The sequence below is a fragment of the Burkholderia sp. KJ006 genome, assembly GCF_000262695.1.
GTDB lineage: Bacteria > Pseudomonadota > Gammaproteobacteria > Burkholderiales > Burkholderiaceae > Burkholderia > Burkholderia vietnamiensis.
Genome location: NC_017920.1, coordinates 1,915,065 through 1,939,940 on the forward strand (window position 1 = coordinate 1,915,065; position 24,876 = coordinate 1,939,940).

Below are 24,876 nucleotides of genomic sequence, written 5' to 3' on the forward strand. Positions count from 1 at the left end.
CCCCGAGTGCAGGAATGAACAAGACGCCTTCGCTCGACCCTCGCTAAGATGCGCGCTCGTCAGTCTTTTGTTCGGAGCAGTCGATGCAGCGCGGTGTGGTGTATGGCGTCCTGGCGGGCGCGTTGTGGGGCATGGTGTTTCTGGTGCCGCGGCTCTTGACCGACTTCTCGCCGCTGCTGCTGAGCGCCGGCCGCTACGCGATGTACGGTCTCGTGTCGTTGGCGGCCGCGCTGCCGGCCGCCCGCTCGCTGCTCGCGCGGCTGACCCGCGAAGACGTCGTGGCGCTCGCGAAGCTCGCGCTGATCGGCAACGTCGCGTACTACATGCTGCTGTCCGGCGCCGTGCATCTGATCGGCATCGGCCCCAGCTCGCTGATCGTCGGCGTGCTGCCCGTGACCGTCACGCTCGCGGGCCTGAGCGACCACGGCGCGGTGCCGCTGCGGCGCCTCGCGGCGCCGCTCGCGCTGGTGATCGCGGGCATCGTCTGCATCAACGTCGACCTGTTCACGTCGGCCGCCGCGCATGCGACCACGCTCGGCGAGAAGCTCCTCGGTATCGCCTGCGCCAGCGGCGCGCTGGCGAGCTGGACCTGGTACGCGGTCGCGAACGCGCGCTACCTGCAGCGCCACCATCGCTTCGGCGGCAACGAGTGGTCGGTGCTGTGGGGTGTCGTGACCGGGCTGATCGGCGGCCTGTGCTGGCTCGCGATCCTGGCGCTGCCGGCCGGCACGATACAGGCCGCGCTGCCGGCATCGCGCTGGCAGCTGTTCTGGCTGCTGAATCTCGCGCTGGCGATCGGCGCGTCGTGGCTCGGCAACGGACTCTGGAACGCCGCGTCGAAGCGGCTGCCGCTCACGCTGTCGGGCCAGCTGATCGTGTTCGAAACGGTGTTCGCGATGCTCTATGCGTTCGTCTACGACCACCGGATGCCGCGCGTGCTCGAGATCGCGGCGCTCGCGCTGTTGCTCGCGGGCGTCTACGGGTCGGTGCGTCGGCACGGCGATCCGCATGCAGGCGACGGCACGCGCGAGCACGCCGCGGCGAACGCGAACGCCACGGCTCACTGAACACGTCACTGAACGGGCCGCCGAACGAGCCGGTATGGCCGATGAACCGGAAAGAAACGAGATGACGCGGCGCCGACGCGACGCGTCAGCGCGCGTCCTTGTGCATCCACTTGCGGCCCTCGATCGAGCCTTCGCGGCGGGTCTTGTCGACGCGCCGCTGGCGCGCGAGCTTCGGGTCGACGATCAGCGGCCGATAGATTTCGACACGGTCGTGGTCGGCGAGCGGCGCGTCGAGCGGTGCGAGCTTGCCGAACACGCCGGTTTTCGCCTGCGCGAGATCGATCTCCGGATGCAGCGCGAGCACGCCGCTCGCGTCGATCGCGGCGCGCACGGTCGCGCCCTCGGGCAACGAAACGAGAATCAGCGTCTGGCGGTCCGGCAGCGCGTAGCAGACTTCGATCGACAGCATCGCCTCACCCCTTGCCGTAGCGCTGGTCGGCGCGCTTGACGAACGAATCGACGAAAGTGTTCGCGATGTGGCTGAACACCGGGCCGATGATCTTCTCGAGCAGGATGCTCGAGAACTCGTAGTGCAGCGCGAATTCGATCTTGCACGCATCGGCGCGCAGCGGGATGAACCGCCACGAGCCCGTGAACTTCTTGAACGGGCCGTCGGCGAACTCCATGTCGATCCGGCTCGGACGCTGCTGCGTGTTGCGCGTCGCGAAATGCTGCTTGATGCCCTTGAAGTTGATGTCGATGCGCGCTTCCATCCCGCGGTCGTCCTGGCGGCGAACTTCGACGCCGCCGCACCAGGGCAGGAAATTGGGGTAATCGGCCACGTCGGTGACGAGGTCGAACATCTGTTCCGCCGAGTGACGGATCAATACGGTTTTCTGGACATCTGCCATAAATCGCGCGGCATCGCTTGAAGTGGGAACGCAAGCCGGGCGATTCACGCCCCGCTTTGCTAAAATCGTGATTTTAAACGAGTTGGCCCAATCCTTTCATGAGCATCATCGACAACAGGAAAGCGCACTTCGATTATCACATCGAGGAACGCTATGAAGCCGGGCTCGTGCTCGAGGGCTGGGAAGTCAAGGCGCTGCGCGCCGGGCGCGGCCAGATCAAGGAGGGCTACGTGGTGGTGAAGAACGCCGAGATCTTCCTGATCGGCACCCACATCAGCCCGCTGCCCGAAGCCTCGACGCACATCAAGCCCGATCCGGTCCGCACGCGCAAGCTGCTGCTGCACCGTGAGGAAATCAAGAAACTGATCGGCAAGGTCGAGCAGCGCGGCTACACGCTCGTGCCGCTGAACTTCCACTACAAGGGCGGTCGCGTGAAATGCGACATCGCGCTCGCGAAGGGCAAGAAGCTGCACGACAAGCGCGAAACCGAGAAGAAGCGCGACTGGGAGCGCGAAAAGGCGCGCATCATGCGCGCCGGCACGTGACACGCACGCGCTGCCGCAGCAACGAAACGGCCCGCTCGATGCGGGCCGTTTTGCTGTGGGCGGCGTAGCGATCCGGCGCATGTGCAGCGCTGCCACGCCGTTGCCGATGGAATTGCGCGCCGACGCAGCCACGGCAATGCAGCCGCGCGACGATACGCCGCACGCCGGAAGCCGGAAGCCGGCAGCGGCCGACGCCGCTGCAAGCCCCGCGGACGCTCAGCCCCTACCGCCCGCTGCCGGCGTCGCGTTCTTGACGATCGTCAGCGCCGAGGCGATCGCGGTCCCGAGATCCGACAGGTTGGCCGGCACGATCAGCGTATTGCCCTGCTTCGCCAGATTCGAGAATGCGCCGACATACTGCTCGGCCACCTTCAGATTGACCGCATCCATGCCGCCCTGCGACTGGATCGCGTTCGCGATTTTCTGGATCGCCTGCGCGTTCGCGTCGGCCACCGCGAGGATCGCGGCCGCCTCGCCCTGCGCCTGGTTGATCGCCGCCTGCCGCTCGCCTTCTGACTTCTGGATCGCTGCCTCGCGCGCACCCGATGCGAGGTTGATCTGCTCCTGCTTGCGGCCCTCGGATGCCGCGATCAACGCGCGCTTCTCACGCTCGGCGGTGATCTGCGCCTGCATCGCGTGCAGGATTTCCTTCGGCGGCGTGAGGTCCTTGATCTCGTAGCGCAGCACCTTCACGCCCCAGTTCGCCGCGGCCTGGTCGAGCGCCGACACGATGTTGTGGTTGATGAAGTCGCGTTCCTCGAACGTCTTGTCGAGTTCGAGCTTGCCGACCACCGAGCGCAGCGTCGTCTGCGCGAGCTGCGTGATCGCGAGCACGAAGTTGCTCGATCCGTACGACGCCTTCATCGGGTCGGTGACCTGGAAGTACAGCACGCCGTCGACCTGCAGCTGCGTGTTGTCGCGCGTGATGCAGACCTGGCTCGGCACGTCGAGCGGAATTTCCTTCAGCACGTGGCGGTAGGCGATCCGGTCGACGAACGGCAGCACGATGTTCAGGCCGGGCGACAGCGTCGCGTGATACCGGCCGAAGCGCTCGAGCACCCACGCATGCTGCTGCGGCACGATCTTCACCGTCTTCGACACGATCACGATGGCGATGACGAGCAGGACGACCCAGACGATCAGCGAATCCATGAAATATTCCCTCCTTGTTTTATCGGTGGACGATCAGCCCGCGGCTTTCGCGACGACGACCAGACAGTTGCCACGCACGGCGCTGACGCGGTACACGTGCGCATCGTCGCGCTCGCCGTTCGCCAGCTCGACGTCCCAGTCGGCGCCGCGATACTGCACGCGCGCGCGGCCGTCATGCCACGCGTCGACCGTGAGGGTCGCGCCGATATCGAGATTGACGTCCGGATTGGTCGACGTATCGCGCTTCTGCTTGCGCCCGAGCCCCGAGCGGCGCAGCGCGATCATCGCGACGATCGCGACCGCGGCGGCCGCGCCAAGCTGCACGTGCGGCGCGAAGCCGGCGAACTGCAGCAGGCCGCCGGCGAGAAAGCCGAGCGCGATCATCAGCAGATAGAAGGTGCCGGTCAGCAGTTCGGCCACGACCAGCACGCCGACCCCGATCCACCAGAACAGATGCCCCGACATCATTGTGGTCTCCAGAAAAACGCTTGCGCCCCACTACGCACTATATTCGCTGTCGGACCGCGCGTGGCGGTCGGCACCGTCGAGCGATCCGGCGGGCGCAGATAAAAAAACACCCCGGTAGATACCGGGGTGTTTATAGCACGAAGCTTGCATTTTGCCTTCATCGAAAGAGCGGCGGACCGCCCTTTCGATGCAGCGGCGGGCTGCCGTTACTTCCGCTTGGCCAGCGCCTGCCACGTATCGATGATCGTGTCGGGGTTCAGCGAAATCGACACGATGCCTTCGTCGGCGAGCCACTGCGCGAAATCCGGGTGATCGGACGGGCCCTGGCCGCAGATACCGACGTACTTGCCCATCTTGCGGCAGGTGTCGATCGCACGCTTGAGCAGGAACTTGACGGCCGGGTCGCGTTCGTCGAAGTCGACGGCCAGCAGTTCCATGCCCGAGTCGCGGTCGAGGCCGAGCGTGAGCTGCGTGAGGTCGTTCGAGCCGATCGAGAAACCGTCGAAGTGCTGCAGGAACTCTTCGGCGAGGATCGCGTTGGTCGGGACTTCACACATCATCACGAGGCGCAGGCCGTTCTCGCCGCGCTTCAGGCCGAACTTCTCGAGCAGGCCGACGACTCGCTCCGCCTGCTTCACGGTACGCACGAACGGCACCATGATCTCGACGTTGGTCAGGCCCATCTCGTCGCGCACACGCTTCAGTGCGCGGCATTCCATCTCGAACGCCTGCGCGAAGTCTTCGGCGATGTAGCGCGATGCGCCGCGGAAGCCCAGCATCGGGTTTTCCTCGTCCGGCTCGTAGCGCGAACCGCCGATCAGCTTCTTGTACTCGTTCGACTTGAAGTCGGACAGACGCACGATCACGGGCTTCGGGTAGAACGCCGCGGCGATCGTCGCGACGCCTTCGGTCAGCTTGTCGACGTAGAACTGGCGCGGCGATGCATGACCGCGCGCGACGCTCTCGACGGCCTTCTTCAGGTCCTGATCGATGTTCGGGTACTCGAGGATCGCCTTCGGGTGCACACCGATGTTGTTGTTGATGATGAACTCGAGGCGCGCGAGACCGACGCCGGCGTTCGGCAGCTGCGAGAAGTCGAACGCGAGTTGCGGGTTGCCGACGTTCATCATGATCTTGACCGGAATCTCCGGCAACTCGCCGCGCTGCACTTCCGTGACTTCCGTCTCGAGCAGCCCGTCGTAGATCTTGCCTTCGTCGCCTTCCGCGCACGACACCGTCACCAGCGCGCCGTCCTTCAGCACGTCGGTCGCATCGCCGCAGCCGACGACCGCAGGCACGCCCAACTCACGCGCGATGATCGCCGCGTGGCAGGTGCGCCCGCCGCGGTTCGTGACGATCGCCGATGCGCGCTTCATCACCGGCTCCCAGTTCGGGTCGGTCATGTCGGCCACCAGCACGTCGCCAGGTTGCACGCGTTCCATTTCCGACGGGTCCTGAATCACGCGCACGGGGCCCGCGCCGATCTTCTGACCGATCGCGCGGCCCGTCGCCAGCACCTGCGACTGGCCCTTCAGCTTGAAGCGCTGCTCGGCCTTGCCGCTCGCCTGGCTCTTCACCGTTTCCGGACGTGCCTGCAGGATGAAGATCTTGCCGTCGCGACCGTCCTTGCCCCACTCGATGTCCATTGGACGCTGGTAGTGCTTCTCGATGATGACCGCGTACTTCGCGAGCTCGATCACGTCTTCGTCGGTGATCGAATAACGGTTGCGCTGCTCGTGCGACACGTCGACCGTCTTCACGCGGCCCGGTTCGCCGGGTTGCGTGAACTCCATCTTGATCAGCTTCGAGCCGATCGAGCGGCGGATGATCGGGTACTTGTCCTGCGCGAGCGTCGTCTTGAACACGTAGAACTCGTCCGGGTTCACGGCGCCCTGCACGACGGTTTCGCCGAGGCCGTAGCTCGACGTGATGAACACGGCGTCCTTGAAGCCCGATTCGGTGTCGATCGTGAACATCACGCCGGCCGCGCCGACGTCCGAACGCACCATGCGCTGCACGCCTGCCGACAGTGCGACCTCGGCGTGCGTGAAGCCCTTGTGCACGCGATACGAGATCGCGCGGTCGTTGTACAGCGACGCGAACACGTGCTTCATGCGATCGAGCACGTCGTCGATGCCGACGACGTTCAGATACGACTCCTGCTGGCCGGCGAACGATGCGTCGGGCAGGTCTTCCGCGGTCGCGGACGAGCGCACGGCGAACGACAGTTCGGCCGGCGAGCCGCTCTTCAGGATTTCGAACTGCGCGCGGATTTCCTGCTCGAGACGCGCCTGCAGCGGTGCGTCGACGATCCATTTACGGATTTCGGCGCCTGCTTCGGCGAGCGCCTTCACGTCGTCGATGTCGAGCGACTCGAGACGCTTGGCGATGCGATCGGTCAGATCGTTGTGCTTGAGGAAATCGCGGAATGCGAGCGCGGTCGTGGCAAAACCGGTGGGGACGCGAACGCCTGCCTCGGAAAGCTGGCTGATCATCTCGCCGAGCGACGCGTTCTTGCCGCCCACGATCTCCACATCGGTCATCCGCAACTGCTCGAACGGGATTACATACGCCTGGTCCTTTGCGACGTTTGCTGCGTTAGTCATACAAGCCCCTAAGTGTGAAAAAAATGCTCGATTGCGCAAGTGGGCTCGAACGCGGGCGCTTGCAAAAAGGCGCGACGCGTCTTGCGCAACCTGTTGGAGAAACAATCGCAGCGGTGGAAATCTTCCGACCCTCGATGTGCAAAAACCCGGCAGAAAGGCGACGTATGCAGATGAATCGCCGAACTTGCCGGGAATTTTGGATGGCTCGCGGCAAGCGCCGGGCGCCCTGTGCGCACCGTCCCCGCAATTGCTTATCCAACAGGTTGCCGCTATTCTACCGTGCCGGCTGCCGGATGTGGCGCGACCTTGTCACCGCGTGTGGAGGCGAACCTCCAGCCGCCCGCGCAACCGCCCTTCACGCTCGACGCCCAGATTCATGCTGCCTACCGTTTTCATCGTCTCCGACGGCACCGGGATCACTGCCGAAACCTTCGCGCATTCGATCCTGTCCCAGTTCGACCAGAAATTCCGCCTCGTGCGCGTGCCGTTCGTCGACTCGCTCGAAAAGGCCTATTCGACCGTCGAGAAAATCAACGAAGCGGCCGTGCACGACGGCCGTCGCGCGATCGTGTTCACCACGCTCGTCGACAGCGTGTCGAACGACATCGTCAAGCGCTCGAACGCGCTCGTGCTCGACATGTTCCAGCGCTTCGTCGAGCCGCTCGAGCAGGAGCTCGAGCTGAAGTCGAGCCACGCGATGGGGCGCGGCCACCAGAACGCAGATACCGAGGAATACAAGACGCGGATCGAGGCGATCAACTTCTCGCTCGCGCACGACGATGGCCAGTCGAACCGCAACCTGTCGGAAGCCGACGTGATCCTGGTCGGCGTGTCGCGCAGCGGCAAGACGCCGACGAGCCTGTATCTCGCGATGCAGTACGGCGTGAAGGCCGCGAACTATCCGCTGATTCCGGAAGACTTCGAGCGCGGCAAGCTGCCGTCGGCGCTGACGCAGCATCGCGAAAAGCTGTTCGGCCTCTCGATCGACCCGCAGCGTCTGTCGGAGATCCGAAACGAGCGCCGTCCGGGCAGCAAGTACGCGGCGCCCGAGAACTGCCGCTACGAGATCAACGAATCGGAGGCGATGATGCGCCGCGAAGGGATCAAGTGGCTGTCGTCGACGCACAAGTCGATCGAGGAAATCGCGACGACGATCCTGCAGGAAATCCGCCTGGAGCGGCAGTCGTACTGACGTGCGCTGCATCGGCGGCACTCACGCCGCCGCCAGAAAGCAAAAAGCCGCGTTCGACGCGGCTTTTTGCTGGGCACTGCGCGCCGACGACCTGGCGCGCGGCGCGCGCGTCTCATTTGCGCCGCTGCTGCCGCACCTGCTCGAACAGGCACACGGCCGCCGCCGCCGCGACGTTGAGCGACTCCATCCCGCCCGGCTGCGGGATCGTCACGCGATGGGTCGCCGCATCGCGCCAGAACGCCGACACGCCCGCCCCCTCGTTGCCGAACACCCATGCGACGGGGCCGGACAGGTCGCAGTCGTAGACGGCCTGCGCGCCGTGCGAATCGGTCAGCGCGACCGGCACGTCGAGACGCTCGGCGAGCGCGTCCGGCTCGACGTCCTCGTGAATCGACAACAGGAAATGGGCGCCCATGCCCGAGCGCAGCACCTTCGACGACCACGCATACGCGGTGCCCTGCGCACAGAACACGTGGCGCACGCCGGCCGCCGCCGCGCTGCGCAGGATCGAGCCGACGTTGCCGGCGTCCTGCACGCCGTCGAGCACGACCGACGTATCGGTGACGCGCGCCGGCAGCGGCTGCGCCGGCCGCTCGACCAGCAGCAGCAGGCCGACGCCGCTGACGACGTTCGACAGCTGACCGAACAGCGCGTCGGGCAGCGTGACGACCCGCGGCGCGTCGATGCGCGCGACGATCGCCTGCGCTTCGGCGTGCGCGAGCGCGCCTTCGGTCGCGACACACAGCTCGGGGATCGCGCCCGTGTCGAGATAGGCGCCGGCCAGATGGAAACCTTCGAGCAGCGCGTGGCCGCCGCGGCGCTGCTGCGCCGTCGAACCCGCGAGCGCCTTCAGCCGCTTGTACAGCGGGTTGTCGCGTGAGGTGATGCTTTTCATCGAATCAGGTCGAGCGCCGCGCGCACGGGTGCGAACGAGCGCCGATGCGCTTCGCACGGCCCATGCTCGCGCAGCGCGGCAAGATGTTTCGCGGTGCCGTAGCCGGCGTGCACGTCGAAGCCGTACACCGGATGGCGGGCATGCAGCTCGACGAGCATCCGGTCGCGCGTGACTTTCGCGAGGATCGACGCCGCCGAGATGCTCGGCACGAGCGCGTCGCCGCTGACGATCGCCTCGGCGCGCACCATCAGCGTCGGGCAACGGTTGCCGTCGATCTGCGCGAGCGTCGGCATGAGCGACAGGCCTTCGACCGCGCGCTTCATCGCGAGCATCGTCGCATGCAGGATGTTCAGCGTATCGATCTCGTCGACGCTGGCCGACGCGACGCAATATGCGCGCGAACGCGCGACGATCAGGTCGTACAGCGCGTCGCGCTTTTTCGCGGACAGCGCCTTCGAATCGTCGAGGCCTTCGATCGGCTGCGCGGGATCGAGGATCACCGCGGCGGCGACCACCGGGCCCGCGAGCGGGCCGCGCCCGGCTTCGTCGACGCCGCAGACGATGTCGTCGGGCCGGCTGAAATCGAAGCCGCGCTGGTCGAGCGGCACGCGGCCGCGCGCTGCACGTGGTGCGCGAGTGGCGGTCATGCGCGCCCCTTGCGTTGCTCGAGCACCCGCACGACCGCTTCGGCCGCCTTCGCGGCCGTGTTCTGCCGCAGCGACAGGTGCATTTCGGTGAACACTTCGGTCAGCGTGCGGCGGTTCGCGTCGTCGCGCAACTGCGTGAGCGTCGCGTCGGCGAGCGCCTCGGGCGTCGCGAAGTGCTGCAGCAGCTCCGGCACGACGAAGCGCCCGGCCAGGATGTTCGGCAGGCCGACGTACGGCAGGTAGCCCTGGCGGCGCATGATCTGGCCGGTCAGCCAGGGCACCTTGTACGAGATCACCATCGGCTTCTTCAGCAGCGCGGCTTCCAGCGTGACGGTGCCGCTCTTCACGAGGATCGCGTCGGCGGCCGTCATCGCGACCTGCGAGCGGCCGTCGGTGATCGTCAACGCGAGTTGCGGATGCGCGGCGACGAGCGGTTGCAGCAGCTCGCGCAGCGCGGGCGTCGCCGCCGGCATCACGAAGCGCACGCCGGGCTCGCGCTGCTGCATCAGCGCCATCGCCGCGAAGAACGTCGGGCCGATCAGCGCGATCTCCGAGCGGCGACTGCCCGGCAGCACCGCGATCACCGGGCCGTCGGCCGGCAGGCCGAGCGCGATGCGCGCGCCGTGCGTGTCGGGCTCGAGCGGGATCTCGTCGGCGAGCGGATGACCGACGTACGTCGACGCGACGCCCGCCTTGTCGAGGATCGCCGGTTCGAACGGGAACAGGCACAACATGTGGTCCACCGACTTCGCGATCTTCTTGATCCGCCCGCCGCGCCACGCCCAGATCGACGGGCACACGAAGTGGATCGACGGAATGCCCGCGTCGCGCGCGGCCTGTTCCACGTTGAAGTTGAAGTCGGGTGCATCGACGCCGATGAATGCGTCGGGCCGCTCGGCGAGCAGCTGGCGCTTCAGTTCGCCGCGAATGCGCAGAATCTCGGGGATCTGGCCCAGCGCCTCGACGTAACCGCGCACCGTCAGCTTGTCCATCTGCCAGTGCGAGTCGAAGCCGTGCGCGAGCATGCGCTGCCCGCCGATCCCGTAATAGTGGGTCGACGCCGGCAGTCGCGCCTGCAGCCCGCCGAGCAGCGACGCCGCGAGCAGGTCGCCCGACGGCTCGCCGGCCACCATGGCGAGCCGCAGCTGATTGGTCGGCAGCGGCATCGGTTAGCGGATGATGCCGCGTTGCGACGCGTCGACGAACGCGACGAGCGCGGCCACCGGCGCATCGCCGTCGCCGCCGGCGCTCGCGAGCTCGCGCAGCTGCACCTTCGCCTCGTCGAGCGACAGGCCGTTCTTGTACAGCAGGCGGTACGCGCTGCGCAGCGCAGAGATCGCGTCCGGCGAGAAACCGCGCCGGCGCAGGCCTTCGACGTTGATGCCGTGCGGCTCGGCCTTGTTGCCTGCAGCGATCACGAACGGCGGCACGTCCTGCACGAGCGCCGACGCGCCGCCGAGCATCGAGTGCGCGCCGATGCGCACGAACTGATGCACGCCCGACATGCCGCCGATGATCGCAAAGTCGCCGATCTCGACGTGACCGGCCATCTGCGCGTTGCTCGACAGGATCACGTTGTTGCCGACCCGGCAGTCGTGGCCGATATGCACGTACGCCATGATCCAGTTGTCGTCGCCGAGCGTCGTCACGCCGGCGTCCTGCACGGTGCCGGTGTGGATCGTCGTGAATTCGCGGATCGTGTTGCGGTTGCCGATCACGAGCCTGGTCGGCTCGTCCTTGTACTTCATGTCCTGCGGACGGCCACCGACCGACGCGTAATGGCCGATGCGGTTGTCTTCGCCGAGCGTCGTGTGACCTTCGATCACGCTGTGCGAGCCGATCGTGGTGCGCGCGCCGATCGTCACATGCGGCCCGACGATCGCGTACGGCCCGATCTCGACCGACTCGTCGATCTGCGCGCCCGATTCGACGATCGCGGTAGGATGAATCCTGGTCATGCGCCGTTGCCTCTCGTTATGATGTGTCGCGTTGCCCGCGTCATGTTGCTCATGCGTGCCGCGTCGCTCAGGGCGCCGCGTCGGCCGTCTTGACCGTGCACATCAGTTCGGCTTCCGCCGCCACCTTGCCGTCCACTTCGGCCACCGCCTTGAACTTCCAGATGCCGCGGATGTATCGTTCGAACGTCACGTTCAGGATCAGCTGGTCGCCCGGCTCGACCACGCGCTTGAAGCGCGCGCCGTCGATGCCGACGAAGTAGTACAGCGTGTTCTCCGGATCCTTCGGCTGCTCTTCCGCGAAGGTCAGCAGCGCGGCCGCCTGCGCGAGCGCCTCGAGGATCAGCACACCCGGCATCACCGGCCGCTTCGGGAAATGCCCCTGAAAGAACGGCTCGTTGATCGACACGTTCTTCAGCGCTTTGATCCCCTTGTGCGGCTCGAGTTCGAGCACGCGGTCGACCAGCAGAATCGGGTAGCGATGCGGCAGCAGCGTGAGGATCTTGTGGATGTCGAGATTGATTTTTTCAGTGCTCATGATGGTTCGTCTCACGCAGAGGCTGCGCGGTGGTGATGCAAAGGCTGATGCGGGCCGTCGTGCGGCCCGGTCCGGCTAACCGGGCGGATGCGCTGGCCGTGCCCGGTTGGTGGTCCCGCATGGTGGTCAGGCGTCCGTGCCGCCCTGGGCGGCCAGCGCGGTTTCGAGCGCCTTGATGCGGTCGCGCAGTTTGTCGAGGTTGCGTACGAGCGCGGCGCTGCGGTTCCATTCGCCGTGGTCGACGGCCGGGAACGCACTCGTATAGATGCCGGCCTTCGGCAGCGATTTCGATACGCCCGACTTCGCGGTGATGATCACGTAGTCGCCGAGCGTCACGTGGCCGGCGATCCCGGCCGCGCCGCCGATCATACAATGGCGGCCGATCGTCGTGCTGCCGGCGATCCCGGCGCTGCCCGCGATGACCGTATATGCGCCGATCCGGCAGTTGTGGCCGATCTGCACCTGGTTGTCGATCTTCACGCACGCTTCGATGACGGTATCGGCCATCGCGCCGCGATCGATCGTCGTGTTCGCGCCGATCTCGACGTCCGGGCCGATCGACACGCCGCCGACCTGCGGGATCTTGACCCAGCTGCCGGTGCGCGCGTCGCCGTCGCCGACGAAATCCGGCGCGAAGCCGAAGCCGTCCGAGCCGATCACCGCGCCCGCATGAATGATCGCGCGCGGCCCGATCTTGCAGCCGTGGTACACCGCTGCGTTCGGATACAGGTGCGAGCCCGCGCCAATCGTCGTGCCGCGGCCGACGAACACGCCGGCGTCGAGCTGCACGTCATCGGCGATCACCGCACCGGCCTCGATCGTCACGTGCGGACCGATCACCGCGCTCGCGGCGACCTGCGCGGACGGGTCGATCGTCGCGCTCGGATGCACGCCGGCCGCGCGCGGCGGCGTGGCCAGATCGATGAACATCTGCGCGACGCGCGCGAAGTACGCGTACGGATTCGCCGTCACGATGAAGTTGCTGGGGCCGGCCGTCCGGGGGCCGGATGTCAGAGATCCCTCGGCCGCGCCAAGCTTTTCGAGGTCCTTGGGCGCGATCAGCACCGCGCCGGCGCCGCTCGTCTCGACCTGCGACAGGTACTTCGGATTCGCGAGAAACGCGAGCTGCTGAGGGCCGGCCTGGTCGAGCGGCGCGAGGCCGCTGACCGTGCACTGGGCGTCGCCGACGATCTCGCCGCCGAACCGCTTTACGAGTGCCTCGAGCGTCAATGCCATTCGTCGTCTGCTCCGTTCAGTTCGTCGAGCCGGACGCGAGCGCCTTGAGCACCTTGTCGGTGATGTCGATGCGCGGGCTGACGTACACGGCTTCCTGCACGATCAGGTCGTAATTCTGCTGCTCTGCGATCTGCTTGATGACCTTGTTCGCGCGCTCGAGCACCGCCGCGAGCTCCTCGTTGCGGCGCTGGTTCAGATCTTCGCGGAACTCGCGCTGCTTGCGCTGGAAGTCGGTGTCGAGCTGCGCGAGATCGCGCTGCTTCTGCGCGCGATCGGCCGCCGACAGCGACGCACCGTTCTTGTCCAGCGAATCGGACATCGACTTCAGACGCGCCGCCAGGTCCTGCAGATCCTTGTCGCGCTTCGCGAACTCGGCTTCGAGCTTCGTCTGCGCCGCCTTCGCGGGCGCCGACTCGCGCAGGATCCGATCCGAATTGACCGCCGCGATGCGGGCGACGTCCTGAGCGTGTGCCGTCGCCGCGCCCAAGGCCAGCGCAATGGTCAACGCCCCGATCACTCGTTTCGAAAACTTACCGGTTAGCAAAATTACCCTCTCGTTGCTGTTGTCATGCGTTCGATCAGAACGCCGTCCCGATCTGGAACTGGAATTTCTGGTACTGGTCGCCCTCGTGCTTCTGCAGCGGGAAACCGAGGCTCAGCTTCAGCGGGCCGATCGGCGAGATCCACGCGAGGCCCACACCATAGCCGTAACGCAGACCGTTCGCGCCGGTACTCGTGCCGCCCGGCGCGTTGCCCCACACGTTGCCGCCGTCGATGAACGTGAACACGCGCAGCGTGCGATCGTAGCCGGTGCCCGGCAGCGGGAACGTCAGTTCGATGTTGCCGACCAGCATCTTCGAGCCGCCGATCGGGTCGTTCGTCTTGGTGTCGCGCGGGCCCAGCGAGCTCGGCTCGTAGCCACGCACGGAGCCGATACCGCCCGCGTAGTAGTTCTTGAAGATCGGGTACGGGTTGCCGATACCGTTGCCGTAGCCGCCCTGCAGGTTCAGGCCCAGGATGAAGCCGCGCGAGAACGAATAGTAATACTGCGCCTGCAGGTCGGCCTTGTAGTACTGGATCTTGCCGACCGGCACGCCGTACTCGACGTTCGCCTGCGTGAAGTAGCCGCGGCTCGGGATCAGCGCGCTGTCGCGCGCGTCGCGCGACCACGCGACCGTCAGCGGCACGGTGTTCGACACGCGGCCGAACTCGTTCACGTAATCCTGGTAGCTCTGCGGCGTGTTCGAATCGACGTCGAGACGGTTCTGCTCGAAGCCCGCGCCGAAATAGACGGTATCGACTTCCGAGAACGGAATGCCGAACTTCAGGTTGCCGCCCGCGCTGATGATGCGGAAGCTCGAGCTCGTCGAGTAGTACAGCGGCTGGTACGTGCGGTAGTAGACGTCGGTGATCCGCTTGATGCCGTCGACCGTGAAGTACGGGTCGACCTGCGTGACGGTCAGCGTGCGGTAGCTCTTCGCGGTGTTGACGTTCACCGACAGGCTCGTGCCCGAGCCGAACACATTGTCCTGCGACACGCCGGCCGACAGCACGACCTTGTCCGTCGACGAGAAGCCCGCGCCCAGCGTGATCGCGCCGGTCGGCTTTTCGTCGACCTTCACGTTCACGTCGACCTGGTCGTTCGTGCCTTCGACCGGCACCGTCGTCACGTCGACGTTGGTGAAGTAGCCGAGACGGTTCACGCGGTCCTTCGACAGCGCGAGACGGTTCGAATCGAACCACGAGCTTTCGAGCTGGCGCATTTCGCGGCGCACGACTTCGTCGCGCGTGCGCGTGTTGCCGACCACGTTGATGCGGCGCACGTACACGCGGCGGCTCGGATCGACGACGAGGTTCAGGTTCACCTTGTGGTTCGCCTGATCGATGTCCGGCTGCGCGTTGACCGTCGCGAATGCGTAGCCGTATTCGCCGAGCTTGTCGACAATCGACTTGGTCGTCTGCTGCAGCTTCTCGGCCGAGAAACGATCGCCCGGCTTGATCTTGATCAGCTTGGTGAGTTCGGCTTCGCGATCGAGCAGGTTGCCCGACAGCTTGATGCCCGACACCGTGTACGGCTGGCCTTCATGCAGCGTGACCGTCAGGTACATGTCCTTCTTGTCGGGCGAGATCGACACCTGGGTCGACTCGATGTTGAACTCGAGGTAGCCGCGGTTCAGGTAGTACGAGCGCACGGCTTCGAGGTCGCCGGTCAGCTTTTCTTTCGAGTACAGGTCGTTCTTCGTGTACCACGAGAACCAGTTCGGCGTGGACAGCTGCATCTCGTCGCGCAGCGTGCTGGTGCTGAACGCCTTGTTGCCGATGAAGTTGATCTGGCGGATCTTCGCGCTCGGGCCTTCGGCGACCGCGAACAGGATCGACACGCGGTTCGCGTCGACCGGCGTGATCGTCGTCTTGACCTCGGCCGCGTAGAAGCCGCGCGTGAGGTACTGACGCTTGAGCTCCTGCTCCGCCTTGTCGACGAGCGCCTTGTCGTAGTAGCGGCCGTCGGCCAGACCCACCGCGCGCAGCGCCTTGGTCAGGTTGTCCTTGTCGAATTCCTTCGTGCCGGTGAAGTCGATCGACGCGATGGCCGGACGCTCCTGCACCTGCACGATCACGACGTTGCCTTGCGTGGCGACGCGCACGTCGTTGAAGAAGCCCGTCGCGTACAGCGCGCGGATTGCTTCGGATGCCTTGTCGTCGGTGAAGGTATCGCCCTGCTTGATCGGCAGGTACGCGAATACCGAACCGGGTTCGACGCGCTGCAAACCCTCGATCTTGATGTCTTGCACCACGAACGGTGCCGCTGCATGCGCCGCGAGGCCGTGCGCGGCGAGCGCGGCCGCTGCAACTGTCTTAGGTACAAAGCGATGAGGTTTGAACAACGTGCATCCCCAATATTTAGCTGCATCAAATCAGGCGGCGGCCGACCGGCCGCCGCCTGACGCTTCAGAAATGGATTAACCGAGCCAGGTCGTTGAACAATGCGATCGCCGACAATGCGACGATGCAGATCAGCCCGGCTCTTTGCAGAATCAGCTGCCAGCGCTCCGAGACGGCTTTCCCGGTCGCGGCTTCAACCAGATAATATAACAGATGCCCCCCGTCCAAAACGGGAATCGGCAGCAAGTTCAGCACCCCGAGGCTAATGCTGACAAGGGCGAGGAACGATACGAAGGCCGACGGACCGAGCCGCGCGCTCTTGCCCGCATAGTCGGCGATCGTCACCGGGCCGGACAGATTCTTCAGCGATGCGTTGCCCGTGATCATCCGCCCGAACATCTTCAGCGAATAGACGGCGATGTCCCACGTGCGGTGCGCACCGAGCCGAACGCTGTCGAGCGGCCCGTAGCGCACGTCGACCGACGGCGTGTGCATCGACAGCGCCGCGCCGATGCGGCCGACCTGCTGGCCCGTCTCGTCGTCGCGCTGCAACTGCGGCACGATCGCTACCGTCTGCGTCGTACCGCCGCGCTCGACCTGCAGGTCGACCGCCCGGCCGGCGTGATGCTTCACCGCGTCGATGAAGCGCGACGCGCCGCCGATCGGCTGGCCGTCGAGCGCCAGCAGCTTGTCGCCGGCCTTCAGCCCCGCCCGCTCGGCCGCGCTGCCGGGCTGCACCGACGCGATCGACAGCGTGCCGCCGCCGGCCTCGAAGCCGAGGCGCGCCATGAAATCGTCATCGATGTCGCTCTCGGGGATATTGCGCAGATCGACGCGGAAGTCGAACGTCGCCGCGCCGCCGTCGCGCGCGCCGAGCACGACCTCACGATGGTCGAATGCGGCGGACAGCAGCTTCCAGCGCAAGTCGGACCACGAGCGCACCGGCACGGCGGCGCCGCCGTCGGCGTCGCGGATCGACACGATGGTCTCGCTGCCGTCGAAGCCCGCGCGGGCCGCGACCGTGCCGGCGGCCGGCGGCGCGACCAGCGCGGCCGGCTCGGTCACGCCGGTGGCGAATACCGCCGAAAACAGCACGATTGCCAACAAGAAGTTCGCGATCGGCCCGGCGGCGACGATCGCGATGCGCTTGAACACCGATTGGCGGTTGAACGCCTGGTCGAGCTCGTCCGGATTGATACCGGGGCCCGGTTCGCGCTCGTCGAGCATCTTCACGTAGCCGCCGAGCGGCAACGCGGAGAGCGTCCACTCGGTGCCCGTGCGCGGGCTCACCCAGCGCGCGATGGGCTGGCCGAAGCCGATCGAGAAACGCAGCACCTTCACGCCGCACCAGCGCGCGACGCGATAATGTCCGTACTCATGCACGACGACCAGCACCCCGATCGCCACCGCAAACGCGACCAGTTCGACCAGCACGTTCATGAGCACCTCATTCAGACGATACGCTCCACGCGAGGCGCAGGCGCTTTTGCAATGAACCCGGCGGCAAGACGGCGCGCGTCGGCATCGGCCGCCAGGACGTCGTCGAGCCCGTTCGGGCTGCGGTTCGGCAGTGCGTTGAGCACCGCGTCGACCGTCGCCGCAATCGCCATGAAGCCGATCCGGCGCTCGAGAAACGCTTCGACCGCGACTTCGTTCGCCGCGTTCAATGCGGCGCTCGCGATCCCGCCCTCTTCAAGCGCCTTCAGCGCGAGCGCGAGACACGGGAAGCGTGCGTAATCCGGCTTCTCGAACGACAGCTGCGCGATCTGCGCGAGGTCGAGCTGATCGACGCCGGCGTCGACGCGCTCCGGGAACGCGAGCGCGTGCGCGATCGGCGTACGCATGTCGGGGTTGCCGAGCTGCGCGAGCACCGACCCGTCGCGATACGACACCAGCGAATGGATCACGCTCTGCGGGTGGATCAGCACGTCGATCCGGTCGCCCGGCAGACCGAAGATCCAGTGCGCCTCGATCACCTCGAGGCCCTTGTTCATCATCGTCGCCGAATCGACGGAGATCTTGCGGCCCATCACCCAGTTCGGATGCTTGCACGCCTCGTCCGGCGTCACGTCGGCGAGCGTGGCCGGCTCGCGCGTGCGGAACGGGCCGCCCGACGCGGTCAGGATGATCTTCGAGATGCCACCGTGCTCGTTCTCGTCGCGCGGCATGCACTGGAAGATCGCGTTGTGCTCGCTGTCGACCGGCAGCAGGATCGCGCCATGGTCGCGCACCGCGTCCATGAAGATCCCGCCCGACATCACCAGCGATTCCTTGTTCGCGAGCAGGATGCGCTTGCCCGCGCGCGCGGCCGCGAGGCTCGGCGCGAGGCCGGCCGCGCCGACGATCGCCGCGACGACCGTGTCGCAGCCGTCGCTCGCCGACACGTCGACGAGCGCCTGCGGACCATACAGCACCGTGGTCTTGCTGCCCGCGGCGCGCAGCTTTGCTTCGACGTGCGCGGCGGTCGCCGCGTCGCCGACCACCGCGACTTCCGGCGCGAAGCGCAGGCATTGCTCGACGAGCTTGTCGCCGTTGCGATGCGCGGTCAGCGCGTACACCGAAAAACGCTCGGGATGGCGGGCGACCACGTCGAGCGTGCTGTCTCCGATCGAGCCCGTGGAACCGAGCAGTGTCAGACGTTTTTGCATAACAGAGATAGTGGATTAACCAAGCAGCAGCATTGCGAGCGGCAGCACCGGCAGCAGCGCGTCGACGCGATCGAGCACGCCGCCGTGACCGGGCAGCAGCCCGCTGGAGTCTTTCACGCCGGCCTGGCGCTTGAGCAGCGACTCGAACAGATCGCCGATCACGCTGTAGACGACGAGCAGCGTCAGCGCGGCCCACGCACCGGGCATCCCGTAATGCGTGGCGAATGCGGAAAACAGGGTCGGCTCGAACCAGTGCGCGGCCATCGCGGCGCCCGCGACGACCATCACGGCGAGCCAGCCGCCGATCGCGCCCTCCCAGCTTTTGCCGGGACTGATCGTGATTGCGAGCTTACGCTTGCCGAACGCCTTGCCTGCGAAGTATGCGCCGATATCGGCGAGCCAGACGACCAGCAGCAGCGACAGCACGAACGGCACGCCCTGCGCACGTGCGGCGACGAGCGCGTGCCAGCAGGCCGCGAACACCACGAAGCCGGCCGCGAGCAGGAACGGCCGCCACACGGCGCCCGCGAGCAGCGGCTTGCGCCGCAGCGCGAACGGGCCGACCAGCAGCCAGAACACGCCGGCTGCCATGAAAAGAGGACGGGATGAAGCCGCGCCGACGCCGAGCGGCACGGTCGCCGCGAGCGCGAGCGCGGCGGCGAGCGCATAGACGACGGCACCGGTCGCGCCGAGCTTCAGCAGCCGCGCCCATTCCCACGCGGCGAACACGAGCACGACGCCGATCAGCGCGCCGAAGCCGGCCAGCGGCGCGAACAGCGTCACCGGCAGCAGCACTGCAAGCATCACGACCGCCGTGATCACACGGGTCTTCAGCATGAAAGGGAATCGGCGTTTTGCGATTGCGGCTCGAGCTGGGCGCTGGTGCGCCCGAAACGGCGCTCGCGCTCGGTATACGACGCGATCGCATCGGCCAGCGCCGCGCCGTCGAAGTCCGGCCAGTATTTGTCGGTGAAGTAGAACTCGGCGTACGCGAGCTGCCACAGCAGGAAATTGCTGACGCGCTGCTCGCCGCCGGTGCGGATGAAGAGATCGGGCTCCGGCGCATAGGCCATCGCCAGGTGCGGCGCGAACGCTTCCTCGGTCACGTCGACCTCGCGGCCTTCGCGCACGGCCTGGGCGACGAGCTTCTTGGTCGCCTGCAGGATGTCCCAGCGGCCGCCGTAGTTCGCGGCGATCGTCAGCGTCAGGCGCGTGTTGCGCGCGGTCTTGGTTTCGGCGCGGCGGATCAGGTCGCGGATGCGCGGCTCGAAGCGATCGAGATCGCCGACCACCCGCAGGCGGATGCCGTTCGCATGCAGCTTGCCGATTTCGCGTTCGAGCGCGGTGATGAACAGCCGCATCAGGAACGACACTTCGTCGTTCGGGCGCCGCCAGTTCTCCGAACTGAACGCGAACAGCGTCAGATATTGGACGCCGGCGCGCGCACAGCCTTCGACCACCGACCGCACGGCGTCCACGCCGCGGGTGTGCCCGGCGACGCGCGGCAAGCGGCGTTCGGTTGCCCAACGGCCGTTGCCGTCCATGATGATCGCGATATGACGCGGCACGGCGCCGACGTCAGGCACGCGAACGGTAGAGCTGGTATAGGTCATGGCCGTTGAGACAGTAAGGCGGAATGAAGGCGGCGCGCGAGGACGGTCGTCAGACCGTCATGATCTCGGCTTCCTTGGTCTGCACGAGCTTGTCGATCTCGGCAACGTGCTTGTCCGTCAGCTTCTGCACGTCGTCGCTGGCACGACGCTCGTCGTCTTCCGAGATTTCCTTGTCCTTCACGAGCTTCTTGAGCGCTTCGTTCGCGTCGCGACGCAGGTTGCGGATCGCAACCTTCGCCGTCTCGCCTTCGCTCTTGACCACCTTGGTCAGCTCGCGGCGGCGCTCTTCGGTCAGCGCGGGCATCGGCACGCGGATCAGATCGCCGGACGTGGCGGGATTCAGGCCGAGATCGGCTTCGCGGATGGCCTTCTCGACCTTCGCGACCATGTTCTTTTCCCACGGCTGCACGCCGATCGTGCGTGCGTCGACGAGCGTCAGGTTCGCAACCTGCGAGATCGGCACCATCGAACCGTAGTAATCGACCTGCACGTGATCGAGCAGACCGGTGTGCGCACGGCCCGTACGGATCTTTGCCAGATCGTTCTTGAACGCTTCGATCGAGCGCTGCATCTTCTGCTCTACGCCCTTCTTGACATCAGCGACACTCATTTCAACCTCCGAACCTTCCAACCTTCAAAGAACGCGGGCGGCGCCCGGCGCGTCACGCGCCTCGGCCGGCTGCCCACGCCGCTTGCCCGCATCCGCGGGAGTTTACACGTGGACGAGCGTACCTTCGTCCTCGCCCAGCACGATACGCTTGAGCGCACCCGGCTTGTTGATCGAAAACACGCGAATCGGCAGCTTCTGGTCGCGGCACAGCGCGAAGGCCGTCGCGTCCATCACCTGCAGATTGCGGCTGATCGCCTCGTCGAAGCTGATCGTCGTGTAGCGCGTGGCCGACGGATCCTTCTTCGGATCGGCAGAATATACGCCATCCACCTTGGTCGCCTTCAGCACCACCTCGGCGCCCACTTCCGAGCCGCGCAGCGCGGCGGCCGTGTCCGTCGTGAAGAACGGGTTGCCGGTGCCGGCCGCGAAGATCACGACCTTGCCTTCCTCGAGCTGACGGATCGCACGGGGCCGGATGTAGGGCTCGACGACCTGATCCATCCGCAGCGCCGACTGCACGCGCGCGACGATGCCGGCGTGGCGCATCGCGTCCTGCAGCGCCAGCGCGTTCATCATCGTCGCCAGCATCCCCATGTAGTCGGCCGTCGCACGGTCCATGCCGGCCGCGCCGCCCGCGACACCGCGGAAAATGTTACCGCCGCCGATCACGACGGCCAGCTGCGTACCGAGACCCACGACTTCGGCGATATCCGCCACCATCCGCTCGATCGTCGCGCGATTGATGCCGAAGGCATCGTCGCCCATCAGCGCTTCGCCGGAGAGTTTGAGGAGGACGCGTTTATAGGCATTGGACATAGGGGCTTCCGAGCGACGAGAGGATGACAACCACGAACTGTAGGGGCGAAATACTGATTCGGGCAAGCGCCGACGACCGGACCGGGGTTCCCGGCCGGCCGGCGGCGCCGCCGGCCGCGGCGGAGCGGACGCCCGCCGCGGATACTGCCTGACTGCTTACTGCTGCTTTGCTGCTGCGACTTGCGCGGCCACTTCGGCGGCGAAGTCGTCCTGACGCTTCTCGATGCCTTCGCCGACGACGAACAGCGCGAACTTCTGCACTGCCGCATCCGCCGCCTTCAGCATCTGCTCGATCGTCTGCTTGTCGTTCTTCACGAACGTCTGGTTCAGCAGCGACACTTCCTTCAGGTACTTCTGGACGCTGCCGTCGACCATCTTCGCGACGATTTCAGCCGGCTTGCCCGATTCCGCAGCCTTCTGCTCGGCCACGCGGCGTTCCGTGTCGATCAGTTCAGCCGGGACGTCGGCTGCCGACAGGGCGACCGGCTTCATTGCCGCGATGTGCATCGCGACGTCCTTGCCGACCTGCTCTTCGGCACCCGTGTACTCGACGATCACGCCGATGCGCGCGCCGTGCAGGTACGTGGCGATCTTGTTCGCGGTTTCGAAGCGAACGAAACGGCGGATCGAGACGTTTTCGCCGATCTTGCCGATCAGCGCCAGACGGACTGCGTCGACCGTCGAGCCGTCGAGCGGCAGCGCCGACAGCGCAGCCACGTCGGCCGGGTTTTGCGTCGCGACGAGTTCTGCAACCGTCTTCGAGAATGCGAGGAAGTCGTCGTTCTTCGCGACGAAGTCGGTTTCGCAGTTCAGCTCGACCAGCGCGCCGGCATTGCCGCCGACGAACGATGCGACGACGCCTTCGGCCGTCACGCGCGATGCGGCCTTGCTCGCCTTGTTGCCGAGCTTGACGCGCAGCAGCTCTTCAGCCTTGGCCAGATCGCCGTCGGCTTCCGTCAGCGCCTTCTTGCACTCCATCATCGGTGCATCGGTCTTTGCGCGCAGTTCTGCCACCATGCTTGCGGTAATTGCCGCCATCATTCGCTCCTTGAGTCTGTATTCACCACACCGCCCGCTTGGACGCGAACGGCCGAATTTCGTTTCCGGACCCGCGCCGTTTCGGCGCGATCAGGTCCGGCGCACAAGCTTAAAAAAAGGGGGCCTGTTGAGAGCCCCCTTTTTGCGCCGGCTCGGGGCCAGTTACGCGTTTTCCTCGACGTATTCGTCGTCGCCGCGCACGGCCTGGACCACTTCGTTGACCGCGTTCGCACGGCCTTCGAGGATCGCGTCGGCCACGCCTTGCGCGTACAGCGCAACGGCCTTGCTCGAGTCGTCGTTACCCGGGATCACGTAGTCCACACCTTCCGGCGAGTGGTTCGTGTCGACCACGGCGATGACCGGCACGCCCAGCTTGTTCGCTTCGGTGACGGCAATCTTGTGGTAGCCGACGTCGATCACGAAGATCGCGTCCGGAATGCCGCCCATGTCCTTCACGCCGCCGATCGACTTTTGCAGCTTGGCGATTTCGCGTTCGAACAGCAGCGCTTCCTTCTTGCTCATCTTTTCGGTTTCACCCGCTTCGACGGCCGCTTCCATGTCCTTCAGGCGCTTGATCGACACCTTCAGCGTCTTGAAGTTGGTCATCATGCCGCCGAGCCAGCGTGCGTTGACGTACGGCATGCCCGCACGTTGCGCTTCCTGGGCGATCGTGTCACGCGACTGGCGCTTCGTGCCGACGAACAGGATCGTGCCGCGGTTCGCTGCCAGCTGGCGCACGTACTTCTGTGCGTCCGTGAACATCGGCAGCGTCTTTTCGAGGTTGATGATGTGAATCTTGTTGCGGTGACCGAAAATGAACGGAGCCATCTTCGGGTTCCAGAAGCGCGTCTGGTGACCGAAGTGGACACCTGCTTCCAGCATTTGGCGCATCGTGACTGCCATGTAAATTCTCCACGAGGGTTGGGTCTTAAGCCGGCTGCCGTACCGCCGCGCGAGCGCCCCGAAGGACCGCCATTCCGCGCGGCCGGCACCCTGGTTGCGCCGGCTTGCGATTCGGCACGTGCGAATGCGCGTGCCGCAAGTCCTTCATCTCGATGCCACCCCAAAAAGCGGGCAACGTTCGGCATTTGGATGTCGACTTAGCCAAAGAGTATAGCATGCCGATTTGTCGCCTCTCAAGTCGCGCACCACTTTCGCTTGCCGTGCGCCTGCCGGCCGAACAATCGGCGAAAACCCGCACGCGCCCGATCGGCAGGGGCTGCGACCGCAGCCATAAGGTGCGATAATCCGTCAATTCACCGCATTCCAGGCATACCTCGATGGCTATTACGCTCAAAAACGAACACGACATCGCGCAGATGCGTGTCGCCTGCCGTCTCGCGAGCGAAGTGCTCGATTTCATCACGCCGCACGTCGTCGCGGGCGTCACGACCGCCGAGCTCGATCGGCTCTGTCACGAATTCATGCTGAACGAGCAGGGCACGGTTCCCGCGCCGCTCAACTATCAGCCGCCCGGCTATCCGCCGTACCCGAAGGCCACCTGCATTTCGGTCAACGACGTGATCTGCCACGGCATTCCGGGCGAGAAGGTGCTGAAGAACGGCGACGCGCTGAACATCGACATCACCGTGATCAAGAACGGCTACTTCGGCGACACCAGCCGGATGTTCATCGTCGGCGAGGGCTCGATCCTCGCGAAGCGCCTGGTGCAGACGACCTACGAGTGCATGTGGCTCGGCATCGACCAGGTCAAGCCCGGCGCCCACCTCGGCGACATCGGCCACGCGATCCAGAAGCATGCGGAAGCACAGGGCTACAGCGTCGTGCGCGAATACTGCGGCCACGGCATCGGCACGGTGTTCCACGAAGATCCGCAGGTCGTCCACTACGGCCGGCCGGGCACCGGCATCGAGCTGAAGGCCGGGATGATCTTCACGATCGAGCCGATGATCAACGCCGGCAAGCGCGACATCCGCACGATGCCCGACCAGTGGACGGTCAAGACGCGCGATCGCAGCCTGTCCGCGCAATGGGAGCACACGGTGCTCGTGACCGACACCGGCTACGAAGTGCTGACCGTGTCGGCCGGCACGCCGGCGCGCCCCGTGTTCGCGCAACCGGCCGCCGCGGTCTGAGCGCCGCCGCGCCGCCCGCC

General features: G+C 65.9%; 25 protein-coding genes. 4 read left to right on the forward strand and 21 right to left on the reverse strand.

What is annotated here, in order from left to right:
- The first annotated feature begins 83 nt into the window (after positions 1 to 83).
- Positions 84 to 1,067: a DMT family transporter gene (locus MYA_RS08630; RefSeq protein ID WP_014723206.1), complete on the forward strand. Its 984-nt coding sequence runs from the start codon at positions 84 to 86 to the stop codon at positions 1,065 to 1,067.
- A gap of 85 nt (positions 1,068 to 1,152) precedes the next feature.
- On the opposite strand, the gene MYA_RS08635 is transcribed toward MYA_RS08630, so the two are convergent.
- Positions 1,153 to 1,476 carry an RnfH family protein gene (locus MYA_RS08635; RefSeq protein WP_014723207.1) on the reverse strand — a complete coding sequence of 108 codons (324 nt, stop codon included), beginning with the start codon at positions 1,474 to 1,476 and terminating at the stop codon, positions 1,153 to 1,155.
- A 4-nt stretch (positions 1,477 to 1,480) separates the two neighbouring features.
- Entirely contained in the window at positions 1,481 to 1,918 is a 438-nt protein-coding gene (locus MYA_RS08640) for a type II toxin-antitoxin system RatA family toxin (RefSeq protein WP_011885125.1), read from the reverse strand.
- Between the two features lie 98 nt (positions 1,919 to 2,016).
- Here MYA_RS08640 and smpB point away from each other — a divergent pair, with 98 nt between their 5' ends.
- Complete coding sequence (gene smpB / locus MYA_RS08645; RefSeq protein ID WP_006478511.1) at positions 2,017 to 2,463, forward strand: SsrA-binding protein SmpB; 447 nt, start codon at positions 2,017 to 2,019, stop codon at positions 2,461 to 2,463.
- Positions 2,464 to 2,679: 216 nt separating this feature from the next.
- Here the strand turns inward: smpB and MYA_RS08650 are convergent, their stop codons facing one another.
- From MYA_RS08650 to ppsA, 3 genes are all read right to left on the reverse strand, one after another.
- Positions 2,680 to 3,615 (reverse strand): SPFH domain-containing protein, encoded by a 936-nt coding sequence (locus tag MYA_RS08650; RefSeq protein ID WP_011885126.1) that lies wholly within the window; start codon positions 3,613 to 3,615, stop codon positions 2,680 to 2,682.
- A 33-nt stretch (positions 3,616 to 3,648) separates the two neighbouring features.
- A complete protein-coding gene (locus MYA_RS08655) occupies positions 3,649 to 4,083 on the reverse strand; it encodes an NfeD family protein (RefSeq protein WP_011885127.1) in 435 nt (144 codons plus the stop codon).
- A 206-nt stretch (positions 4,084 to 4,289) separates the two neighbouring features.
- Positions 4,290 to 6,689: a phosphoenolpyruvate synthase gene (gene ppsA, locus MYA_RS08660; RefSeq protein ID WP_011885128.1), complete on the reverse strand. Its 2,400-nt coding sequence runs from the start codon at positions 6,687 to 6,689 to the stop codon at positions 4,290 to 4,292.
- 376 nt (positions 6,690 to 7,065) lie between these two features.
- Here ppsA and ppsR point away from each other — a divergent pair, with 376 nt between their 5' ends.
- A complete protein-coding gene (gene ppsR / locus MYA_RS08665; RefSeq protein ID WP_011885129.1) occupies positions 7,066 to 7,881 on the forward strand; it encodes a posphoenolpyruvate synthetase regulatory kinase/phosphorylase PpsR in 816 nt (271 codons plus the stop codon).
- 112 nt (positions 7,882 to 7,993) lie between these two features.
- Here ppsR and MYA_RS08670 read toward each other — a convergent pair whose 3' ends face one another.
- The 16 genes from MYA_RS08670 to rpsB form a co-directional block, all read right to left on the reverse strand.
- Positions 7,994 to 8,776 carry a TrmH family RNA methyltransferase gene (locus MYA_RS08670; RefSeq protein ID WP_014723209.1) on the reverse strand — a complete coding sequence of 261 codons (783 nt, stop codon included), beginning with the start codon at positions 8,774 to 8,776 and terminating at the stop codon, positions 7,994 to 7,996.
- Positions 8,773 to 9,423: a ribonuclease HII gene (gene rnhB / locus MYA_RS08675; protein ID WP_011885131.1), complete on the reverse strand. Its 651-nt coding sequence runs from the start codon at positions 9,421 to 9,423 to the stop codon at positions 8,773 to 8,775. Before rnhB ends, MYA_RS08670 begins: the two co-directional genes overlap by 4 nt.
- On the reverse strand, positions 9,420 to 10,589 hold the full coding sequence (gene lpxB / locus MYA_RS08680; RefSeq protein WP_014723210.1) for a lipid-A-disaccharide synthase: 1,170 nt from the start codon (positions 10,587 to 10,589) through the stop codon (positions 9,420 to 9,422). The genes rnhB and lpxB overlap by 4 nt, the downstream gene beginning before the upstream one ends.
- 3 nt (positions 10,590 to 10,592) lie before the next feature.
- Positions 10,593 to 11,381: an acyl-ACP--UDP-N-acetylglucosamine O-acyltransferase gene (gene lpxA, locus MYA_RS08685; RefSeq protein ID WP_014723211.1), complete on the reverse strand. Its 789-nt coding sequence runs from the start codon at positions 11,379 to 11,381 to the stop codon at positions 10,593 to 10,595.
- A 67-nt stretch (positions 11,382 to 11,448) separates the two neighbouring features.
- Complete coding sequence (fabZ, locus tag MYA_RS08690) at positions 11,449 to 11,916, reverse strand: 3-hydroxyacyl-ACP dehydratase FabZ (RefSeq protein ID WP_006495559.1); 468 nt, start codon at positions 11,914 to 11,916, stop codon at positions 11,449 to 11,451.
- Between the two features lie 126 nt (positions 11,917 to 12,042).
- Positions 12,043 to 13,152, reverse strand: coding sequence for a UDP-3-O-(3-hydroxymyristoyl)glucosamine N-acyltransferase (lpxD, locus tag MYA_RS08695; protein WP_011885134.1), 1,110 nt, complete (start codon positions 13,150 to 13,152; stop codon positions 12,043 to 12,045).
- A 16-nt stretch (positions 13,153 to 13,168) separates the two neighbouring features.
- Entirely contained in the window at positions 13,169 to 13,696 is a 528-nt protein-coding gene (locus MYA_RS08700) for an OmpH family outer membrane protein (RefSeq protein ID WP_011885135.1), read from the reverse strand.
- A 34-nt stretch (positions 13,697 to 13,730) separates the two neighbouring features.
- Positions 13,731 to 16,037, reverse strand: a complete 2,307-nt coding sequence (gene bamA / locus MYA_RS08705) for an outer membrane protein assembly factor BamA (protein WP_011885136.1) — start codon at positions 16,035 to 16,037, stop codon at positions 13,731 to 13,733.
- 64 nt (positions 16,038 to 16,101) lie between these two features.
- Positions 16,102 to 17,475, reverse strand: coding sequence for an RIP metalloprotease RseP (gene rseP / locus MYA_RS08710; protein ID WP_014723215.1), 1,374 nt, complete (start codon positions 17,473 to 17,475; stop codon positions 16,102 to 16,104).
- Between the two features lie 11 nt (positions 17,476 to 17,486).
- Positions 17,487 to 18,683 carry a 1-deoxy-D-xylulose-5-phosphate reductoisomerase gene (locus MYA_RS08715; protein WP_014723216.1) on the reverse strand — a complete coding sequence of 399 codons (1,197 nt, stop codon included), beginning with the start codon at positions 18,681 to 18,683 and terminating at the stop codon, positions 17,487 to 17,489.
- 15 nt (positions 18,684 to 18,698) lie between these two features.
- Entirely contained in the window at positions 18,699 to 19,520 is an 822-nt protein-coding gene (locus MYA_RS08720) for a phosphatidate cytidylyltransferase (RefSeq protein WP_014723217.1), read from the reverse strand.
- Entirely contained in the window at positions 19,514 to 20,296 is a 783-nt protein-coding gene (gene uppS, locus MYA_RS08725) for a polyprenyl diphosphate synthase (RefSeq protein ID WP_011885140.1), read from the reverse strand. The genes MYA_RS08720 and uppS overlap by 7 nt, the downstream gene beginning before the upstream one ends.
- Positions 20,297 to 20,345: 49 nt before the next feature.
- Positions 20,346 to 20,906, reverse strand: coding sequence for a ribosome recycling factor (frr, locus tag MYA_RS08730; protein ID WP_014723218.1), 561 nt, complete (start codon positions 20,904 to 20,906; stop codon positions 20,346 to 20,348).
- Positions 20,907 to 21,008: 102 nt separating this feature from the next.
- The gene (gene pyrH, locus MYA_RS08735; protein ID WP_011885142.1) at positions 21,009 to 21,722 is read right to left on the reverse strand and encodes a UMP kinase; all 714 of its coding nucleotides are present in this window, start codon (positions 21,720 to 21,722) and stop codon (positions 21,009 to 21,011) included.
- A 156-nt stretch (positions 21,723 to 21,878) separates the two neighbouring features.
- On the reverse strand, positions 21,879 to 22,760 hold the full coding sequence (gene tsf / locus MYA_RS08740) for a translation elongation factor Ts (protein WP_011885143.1): 882 nt from the start codon (positions 22,758 to 22,760) through the stop codon (positions 21,879 to 21,881).
- 162 nt (positions 22,761 to 22,922) lie between these two features.
- The gene (gene rpsB / locus MYA_RS08745) at positions 22,923 to 23,663 is read right to left on the reverse strand and encodes a 30S ribosomal protein S2 (protein WP_011885144.1); all 741 of its coding nucleotides are present in this window, start codon (positions 23,661 to 23,663) and stop codon (positions 22,923 to 22,925) included.
- A 377-nt stretch (positions 23,664 to 24,040) separates the two neighbouring features.
- On the opposite strand from rpsB, the gene map reads away from it, so the two are divergent.
- The gene (gene map / locus MYA_RS08750) at positions 24,041 to 24,856 is read left to right on the forward strand and encodes a type I methionyl aminopeptidase (protein ID WP_011885146.1); all 816 of its coding nucleotides are present in this window, start codon (positions 24,041 to 24,043) and stop codon (positions 24,854 to 24,856) included.
- Positions 24,857 to 24,876: the final 20 nt, after the last annotated feature.

Bases quoted from the DNA above. Each gene is read 5' to 3' on its own strand.
- MYA_RS08630 (WP_014723206.1), top strand. From the start codon at position 84: ATGCAGCGCGGTGTGGTGTATGGCGTCCTGGCGGGCGCGTTGTGGGGC.
- MYA_RS08635 (WP_014723207.1), bottom strand. From the start codon at position 1,476: ATGCTGTCGATCGAAGTCTGCTACGCGCTGCCGGACCGCCAGACGCTG.
- MYA_RS08640 (WP_011885125.1), bottom strand. From the start codon at position 1,918: ATGGCAGATGTCCAGAAAACCGTATTGATCCGTCACTCGGCGGAACAG.
- smpB (WP_006478511.1), top strand. From the start codon at position 2,017: ATGAGCATCATCGACAACAGGAAAGCGCACTTCGATTATCACATCGAG.
- MYA_RS08650 (WP_011885126.1), bottom strand. From the start codon at position 3,615: ATGGATTCGCTGATCGTCTGGGTCGTCCTGCTCGTCATCGCCATCGTG.
- MYA_RS08655 (WP_011885127.1), bottom strand. From the start codon at position 4,083: ATGATGTCGGGGCATCTGTTCTGGTGGATCGGGGTCGGCGTGCTGGTC.
- ppsA (WP_011885128.1), bottom strand. From the start codon at position 6,689: ATGACTAACGCAGCAAACGTCGCAAAGGACCAGGCGTATGTAATCCCG.
- ppsR (WP_011885129.1), top strand. From the start codon at position 7,066: ATGCTGCCTACCGTTTTCATCGTCTCCGACGGCACCGGGATCACTGCC.
- MYA_RS08670 (WP_014723209.1), bottom strand. From the start codon at position 8,776: ATGAAAAGCATCACCTCACGCGACAACCCGCTGTACAAGCGGCTGAAG.
- rnhB (WP_011885131.1), bottom strand. From the start codon at position 9,423: ATGACCGCCACTCGCGCACCACGTGCAGCGCGCGGCCGCGTGCCGCTC.
- lpxB (WP_014723210.1), bottom strand. From the start codon at position 10,589: ATGCCGCTGCCGACCAATCAGCTGCGGCTCGCCATGGTGGCCGGCGAG.
- lpxA (WP_014723211.1), bottom strand. From the start codon at position 11,381: ATGACCAGGATTCATCCTACCGCGATCGTCGAATCGGGCGCGCAGATC.
- fabZ (WP_006495559.1), bottom strand. From the start codon at position 11,916: ATGAGCACTGAAAAAATCAATCTCGACATCCACAAGATCCTCACGCTG.
- lpxD (WP_011885134.1), bottom strand. From the start codon at position 13,152: ATGGCATTGACGCTCGAGGCACTCGTAAAGCGGTTCGGCGGCGAGATC.
- rseP (WP_014723215.1), bottom strand. From the start codon at position 17,475: ATGAACGTGCTGGTCGAACTGGTCGCGTTTGCGGTGGCGATCGGGGTG.
- MYA_RS08715 (WP_014723216.1), bottom strand. From the start codon at position 18,683: ATGCAAAAACGTCTGACACTGCTCGGTTCCACGGGCTCGATCGGAGAC.
- MYA_RS08720 (WP_014723217.1), bottom strand. From the start codon at position 19,520: ATGCTGAAGACCCGTGTGATCACGGCGGTCGTGATGCTTGCAGTGCTG.
- uppS (WP_011885140.1), bottom strand. From the start codon at position 20,296: ATGACCTATACCAGCTCTACCGTTCGCGTGCCTGACGTCGGCGCCGTG.
- frr (WP_014723218.1), bottom strand. From the start codon at position 20,906: ATGAGTGTCGCTGATGTCAAGAAGGGCGTAGAGCAGAAGATGCAGCGC.
- pyrH (WP_011885142.1), bottom strand. From the start codon at position 21,722: ATGTCCAATGCCTATAAACGCGTCCTCCTCAAACTCTCCGGCGAAGCG.
- tsf (WP_011885143.1), bottom strand. From the start codon at position 22,760: ATGGCGGCAATTACCGCAAGCATGGTGGCAGAACTGCGCGCAAAGACC.
- rpsB (WP_011885144.1), bottom strand. From the start codon at position 23,663: ATGGCAGTCACGATGCGCCAAATGCTGGAAGCAGGTGTCCACTTCGGT.
- map (WP_011885146.1), top strand. From the start codon at position 24,041: ATGGCTATTACGCTCAAAAACGAACACGACATCGCGCAGATGCGTGTC.